This window comes from Methylobacterium sp. 17Sr1-1, assembly GCF_003173775.1.
Lineage (GTDB): Bacteria > Pseudomonadota > Alphaproteobacteria > Rhizobiales > Beijerinckiaceae > Methylobacterium.
Genome location: NZ_CP029552.1, coordinates 6536401 through 6542583, shown reverse-complemented (window position 1 = coordinate 6542583; position 6183 = coordinate 6536401). Strand labels below are relative to the sequence as shown.

Below are 6183 nucleotides of genomic sequence, written 5' to 3'. Positions count from 1 at the left end.
GACTGGTCCCTTCTCGGCCCGGTGGCGGCTGCCCGCTCCCGGCCCGTACGCAGATACGCTTGCCGCCATGGCCCCGGACGAGGGGCCGGGCGGCCGGGTCGAAGGCCCGGGAAGTCAACTCCCTCCCGGCCGTTTTCCCCGTGGTTCGTCCCGGTCTATCAACAACTGGTCTCGTTTCTCTTAAGGACCTCAGGCCCGGAATCCGCGAGGCGCCGCCGCGGGTTGGCGGCAGGTCGCGGCGTCTCCGCGGCGGGTGCGCCGCGAAACCGAACCGGTTCGTCGATCGAGAGCGGGACGAGACCCGCGCGAGCGGCGGGCATGAGGAAAAGTATGGCCTCCGGGGGAAGCTTCGCAACAGGAACGATCGGCGGCAGGGTAAAGCGATCGTTACGCTGGTCTTCCGCCCACGCCCGGTCCACAGCCTGTCCGGCGGCAAGGTCCTGGAATCGTGGCCGTTTCGTTGAAGCGCGCGTAAGGCTTGCGAAAGACGCCAGCGGGTTCAACGGCTTGTCGAGAGCGGGGAGGGCGCCGGGGACAGGCCGGTGGAAACCGCCGCCGTGTCGTCCGCGCACTTGACAGGGGCGCCCTCCGCCCCAGGCCAGGGCAGCACCGTCAGCTCGGGCCAGAGCGCCCGCATCCGCGCGGCCTTGGCTTCGTAGGCCGGCGCGTTGGCCAGCACGGGGTTGGGGCGCAGCACCAGGCTAAACAGGTCGGCGAGGCCGAAGGGTGCTGCGATCGAGAGGCCGCCATCCGCCTCCAGCCGCACCCCGACCGCGTGGACGATCGCCGCGTAGCGGGAGAGCGCCGCATCGGCCGACGGCAGGGGCGGGTAGGGGGACCCGAAGCGGCCCTCGAACCAGAGATGGACCCGGGCCTGGTTGCGGATCTCGACCGGGCCGGGGCAGGGGGGAAGGCATGCGGCCGCGCGGCGCAGGACCGCGTCCTCGGCCTCCCAGGACAGGTCGGCGTCGTCGAAGTAGATCAGGTCGTAGTCGCGGATGCCGTGCCCCCGCGGCCGGCCGGTCAGGACGTTCCAGACCGTCTGGTAGAGGCAGCCGGCGACGAGGCGCCATTGCGGCAGGGCGAGGCCGCGGGCGGCGTCGAGCAGCCGCATCAGGTCCGGATCGGCCCGGACGATCGCCGTGAGCCGCCGGTGGTGTTCCGCTTCCGTGTCGTTCACGCGCCGGTGTATTCCGCCCGCCCGGCGCTCACGCGCCGGTATATTCAGCCCAGGACATCGGCGTCTCGAACACCTTGACCGAGAACAGGAGCGGCAGGGCCGGCCGGGTCTTCTCCCAGATCCAGACCGCGATGTGCTCGGCGGTGGGGTTCTCGAGTCCCGGCACCTCGTTGAGGCAGTAATGGTCGAGGCGCTCCAGCACCGGCCCGAAGGCGGCCTCGACGTCGAAGAAATCCACCACCCAGCCGGTCTCCGGGTCGACCGGCCCGTCGAGGGTCAGCTCCACCCGGTAGGAATGGCCATGCATGCGGTGGCAGCGATGGGTCGGGGGCACGTTCGGCAGCCGGTGCGCCGCCTCGAACGTGAAGGCTTGGGTGATCTTCATCTGTGCATGGTTCTGGGGATTGGGGTCGGGCCGCCCCTTAGCACCGATGGTCCGGCGGGCGAACCCTCGTGCGGGTCTTGCAGTCTCGCGGGAGGTCTCGCGGCCTTCAAGGCCTCACGGGATCCCGATCAGCTTGTGGGTCTGCAGGCTCAGGCGCCAGCGGGCGTCGCGCAGGCAATGGGCCACCGCGGCCTGCGTGTTGGCGACCCGGTCCGGCCCGTCCATCGGCTGGAGCCAGAGGTGCCGGAAGTCGAGTTCGGCGAGGGCGTCCGGGTCGAGGCCGGCCTGGGGAAAGACGAGCTTCAGCTCGTCGCCGCGGGTGAGGTGCAGGGGCGCGCCGGCCTTGGGGCTCACGCAGACCCAGTCGATCCCCGCCGGCGGCACCTGGGTGCCGTTGGTCTCCACCGCCGCCTCGAAGCCCCGGGCATGGACGGCCGCGAGAAGCGCCTCGTCGAGTTGCAACAGCGGCTCGCCGCCGGTGAACACCACGTAGCGCCGGCCGCGGGCCCCGTTCCAGCTCCGCTCGATCGCCCCGGCCAGCGCCTCCGCGTCGGAAAAGCGGCCGCCCCCGGTGCCGTCGGTGCCGACGAAATCGGTGTCGCAGAAGCGGCAGACGGCCTCCGCCCGGTCGGCCTCGCGCCCGCTCCACAGGTTGCAGCCGGCGAAGCGGCAGAACACCGAGGCGCGCCCGGCCTGGGCGCCCTCGCCCTGGAGGGTGTGGAAGATCTCCTTGACGGCGTAGCTCATGATGTCGTGTCGTCGCGCGGCGCCGGTCGGCGTCGCGCGGTGCTCCCTGTCGATGTCTGCGGTCGTCCTGCCGTGTCAGATGGGGATCGCGCCGGCAAGGGCACCGGGCGCAAGTCTCCTCCGCATTGCATGGCCCCCCGCGCCGCTGTGGACCGGCTTGTGGACGGGCGCGGGATGGCAGCGCCGCCATGCTCCCGCCACGGATGGTGCGTTCATGGGGGCGTCGCGCGGCGCTGTCAAAAGCTGTGCCGTTGCCCTACAATCACGGTCGGTCCGCCATGCGGTGCCCGGGGCGGCGTGACCGGACGGCCTCATCAGCCGAGGCCGGACGGTCGCGAGAGGCGCTGCAGGGTGGCACCGGCATGACGGGAACCCATCGGAATGTTCAGAGCTGCCCTGCTGCCGCGCCTCGCCGGACGCCTCCTCGGCCTCGGCGCTCTCCTGGCCGCCGGAACGGCGGGGGCGGTCACCGCGCCGATGCTGGTCGTCGACGTCGACTCCGGCAAGGTGATCTTCAGCCAGGGCGCCACCGATCCCTGGTACCCGGCCTCGATCACCAAGCTGATGACGACCTACGTCGCCCTCGACATGGTGCGCCAGGGCCGCGCCTCGATGGACCAGCTGCTCACCATCTCGGAGGCCGCCGCGGCCGAGCCGCCCTCCAAGATGGGCTTCAAGCCCGGCACCCAGCTCACCCTCGACAACGCCCTCAAGATCATCATGGTGAAGTCGGCCAACGACGTCGCCTGGGCGATCGGCGAGAATCTCGGCGGCTCGATCGAGGGCTTCGCCGACCGGATGAACGAGACCGCGCAGCGCCTCGGCATGCGCGAGAGCCATTGGTACAACCCCAACGGCCTGCCCGACCCGCGGCAATGGACCTCGGCCCGCGACATGGCGGTCCTCGGCCGGGCGCTCCTGCGCGACTTCCCCGAGAACCGCGACCTGTTCTCGATCTCGGCGATCCAGTTCGGCCGCGCGGTGATGCCGAACCACAACGGCCTGCTCGGCCGCTACGCCGGCGTCGACGGGATGAAGACCGGCTTCATCTGCTCGGGCGGCTTCAACGTGGTGGCGAGCGCCAACCGCAACGGCCGGCGCATCCTCACGGTGGTGATGGGCCAGGCGAGCGCCCGCGAGCGCGACCTGAAGGCCGCCGACCTGTTCGATTACGGCTTCGGCCAGTCGACCTTCGGCTGGGGCAGCCAGACGCTCAACGAGATGCCGACGTCGAGCATCGCGAGCCCGCCGGACATGCGGCCCTACATCTGCGACAAGCGCCGGCCGATGCCGACGGATTCCGACTCCTCCGCCGTGACCGCGGGCGCCGCCGCCGGGGGCAACGCCGACAACGCCAATGCCCAGCTGATGGCGGTGGGCGCGCAGCCCTCCTCGGCCCTTGCCTTCGCCACCATGAACAGCGCGGCCCTGCGCAATCGCGCCCTGCCGCCCCGGGCCCCGTTGCAGCCGGTGCTGGTCTGGACCGGCCGCGACCCGGCCGAGAGCGCCATCGCGGCGACCGACGAGGCGGCGCCGGCCAAGCCGGTCACCCCGCGGGTGAAGGTGGCGAAGCCCGCGCCGCACAAGCCCGCCCCGAGCCGCAGCATCGCGGCGACCGGCGCCACCGTGCCGCAGCCGAAGCTCCTCGCCCGCCAGAGGGGCGCCGCACCGGCCGCGGCCTCCGCCTTCGCCTCGACCGGCCCGGCCACCTCGGTGATCGCCGAGCCGAAACCCGCCCACAAGGGCGCCGCGAAGCCCGCGGCGAAGCCGGCCGCCAAGGACGCGAAGCCGGCGACGAAGCCCGAGGCCAAGGCAACGGGCAAGCCGGCGGCCAAGCCGACCGTGAAGTCGGCCCGCAAGAAGGACGACTGAGCCCGTGGCCGCGACCGCGGCACCGGTTTTCTGCTCCGACGACGCCCTGGCCTATCGCCGCAGCCGGACCCGGTTCGCACCGGGCGAAGGGCTCGTCCTCGACGAAGCCTACCGTCTGGCCCACCTGCCCCTGGTGGCGCCCGACCACCCGGCCGTGATCCCGGCGAAAGTCGGCCGATACTACGCGCGTGGGCGCCATCCCCGGGTCGTGTCGCTGGTGCTGCCGGTGCCGCAGGCCTCCCTCGCCGCCGCCCCGGCCCATGCCGAGCTGGAGAGGGAACTGCGCGTCGCGCCCTTCGCCCACAAGATCGCCTGGGACGTCGCCGCGCGCCGTGCCGGTCGCCTGCATGCCACCCTGTGCGGCTCGCTCGCGGTCGGTCCGGCGGCGGAGCCGGCGCTCACGCCGGCGCAGCGGACGGCGCTCGCCGGCTTCGGTCCGGTCACGGTCGAACTGCGCGGCCTGTTCTCGGGTAATGTCAATCTCGGGCGGCTCTACCTGCGGGTCTATCCCGAGTGCCGCGACGGGGTGGACCGGCTGGCGGACATCCAGCGGATCATGGGCCGCCCGCCGAGCGGCCTCTACGTCGTCGGCCTGCACGCGCTGACGGACGACCTCGATCGGCGTGAGGCCGCGAGCCTCGCCGCGCTCATCGAAAGCTGGTGGGACCGGCCGATCCTGCGCCTCACGCTCGACGCGCTCTGGCTGCTCTGGGCCACCGACGACCAGGTCCTCGACGGCGGGGTGCTGGAGCGGGTGCCGCTCACCGGTACCGCGGACCGGGATTGACGTTCCGCGGCCGGATGCGCAGTTCGCGGAGTCACAGTCCGACGAGACCACCCATGACCGACGCCTCCGGCCGCCCGGCCCCGATCCCGCTCACAATCCTCACCGGCTTCCTCGGCGCCGGAAAGACCACTTTGCTCAACCGGCTGCTGCGCGCGCCGGAACTCGCCGACACGGTGGTGATCGTCAACGAGTTCGGCGAGGTCGGGCTCGACCACCTGCTGATCGAGACGGTGGACGAGGGGATGATCCTGCTTGGGGCCGGCTGCCTGTGCTGCACCGTGCGGGGCGACCTGATCGCGACGCTGGAGGACCTGCTGCGCAAGCGCGACAACGGTCGCATCCAGCCGTTCCGCCGGGTGGTGATCGAAACCACCGGCCTCGCCGATCCGGCGCCGATCCTGCACGCGCTGCTCTACCACCCCTACGTGGCGATGCGGTACGCGCTCCAGGGCGTGGTCACGGTGGTGGACGCGGTCAACGGCGACGGCACCCTCGACGCGCATCCCGAGGCCCTGCGCCAGGCCGCCGTGGCGGACCGGCTGGTCGTGACGAAGGCCGACCTCGCGGGCCACGAGGCCGACGCCCTGCGCGCGCGCCTCGCCCGGATCAACCCGGGGGCCACGATCCTGGCACCGGACGCGCCGGCGGACGCGCTGCTCGGCGGATTGTTCGACCTCGACGGCAAGGTCGCCGACGTGCGGGCCTGGCTCGGGGCGGAGGACAGGCACCACGACCACCACCATCACGGTCACGACCACCATCACGGCCACCACCATCACGACGTCAACCGGCACGACGCGGCGATCCGGGCCTTCCACCTGGTGAGCGACGAGCCGGTGCCGCGGGCGGCCTTCGAGATGTTCCTCGACCTGCTGCGCTCGGCCCACGGCCCCAAGCTCCTGCGCCTGAAGGGGCTGGTGGCGCTCGCCGACGATCCCGGCCGGCCGGTGGTGGTGCACGGGGTGCAGCACGTCGTCCACACGCCCGCCACCCTGCCGGCCTGGCCCGACGGCGACACCCGCTCGCGGCTGGTCTTGATCGTGCGCGACCTCGACCCCGCCTTCGTGCGCCGGCTGTGGGACGCCTTCCTGGGCCGGCCGGCGATCGACGCGCCGGACGCCGCGGCGCTGACCGGCAACCCCCTGGCGATTCCGGGCGGCTGATCGCGGGGGGCTGATCCCGCTCCGGGCCGGCACGGCGCTTGAACCGTCT

6 protein-coding genes are annotated in these 6183 nt (G+C 72.3%); 3 read left to right on the top strand and 3 right to left on the bottom strand.

Annotation, left to right across the window (positions count from 1 at the left end):
- Positions 1-499: 499 nt before the first annotated feature.
- From DK412_RS29885 to queE, 3 genes are all read right to left on the bottom strand, one after another.
- Entirely contained in the window at positions 500-1180 is a 681-nt protein-coding gene (locus tag DK412_RS29885; protein WP_245447353.1) for a nucleotidyltransferase family protein, read from the bottom strand.
- 28 nt (positions 1181-1208) lie between these two features.
- Positions 1209-1565, bottom strand: a complete 357-nt coding sequence (gene queD, locus DK412_RS29880; RefSeq protein ID WP_109974966.1) for a 6-carboxytetrahydropterin synthase QueD — start codon at positions 1563-1565, stop codon at positions 1209-1211.
- A 114-nt stretch (positions 1566-1679) separates the two neighbouring features.
- A complete protein-coding gene (gene queE / locus DK412_RS29875; protein WP_109974965.1) occupies positions 1680-2312 on the bottom strand; it encodes a 7-carboxy-7-deazaguanine synthase in 633 nt (210 codons plus the stop codon).
- 381 nt (positions 2313-2693) lie between these two features.
- Here queE and DK412_RS29870 point away from each other — a divergent pair, with 381 nt between their 5' ends.
- Genes DK412_RS29870 through DK412_RS29860 form a run of 3 tightly spaced genes read left to right on the top strand, consistent with a single transcriptional unit; the run spans position 2694 to position 6134 of the window.
- The gene (locus tag DK412_RS29870; RefSeq protein WP_204165468.1) at positions 2694-4184 is read left to right on the top strand and encodes a serine hydrolase; all 1491 of its coding nucleotides are present in this window, start codon (positions 2694-2696) and stop codon (positions 4182-4184) included.
- A 4-nt stretch (positions 4185-4188) separates the two neighbouring features.
- The gene (locus DK412_RS29865) at positions 4189-4971 is read left to right on the top strand and encodes a hypothetical protein (RefSeq protein ID WP_109974964.1); all 783 of its coding nucleotides are present in this window, start codon (positions 4189-4191) and stop codon (positions 4969-4971) included.
- A 53-nt stretch (positions 4972-5024) separates the two neighbouring features.
- Positions 5025-6134: a GTP-binding protein gene (locus DK412_RS29860; RefSeq protein WP_109974963.1), complete on the top strand. Its 1110-nt coding sequence runs from the start codon at positions 5025-5027 to the stop codon at positions 6132-6134.
- Positions 6135-6183 lie beyond the last annotated feature (49 nt).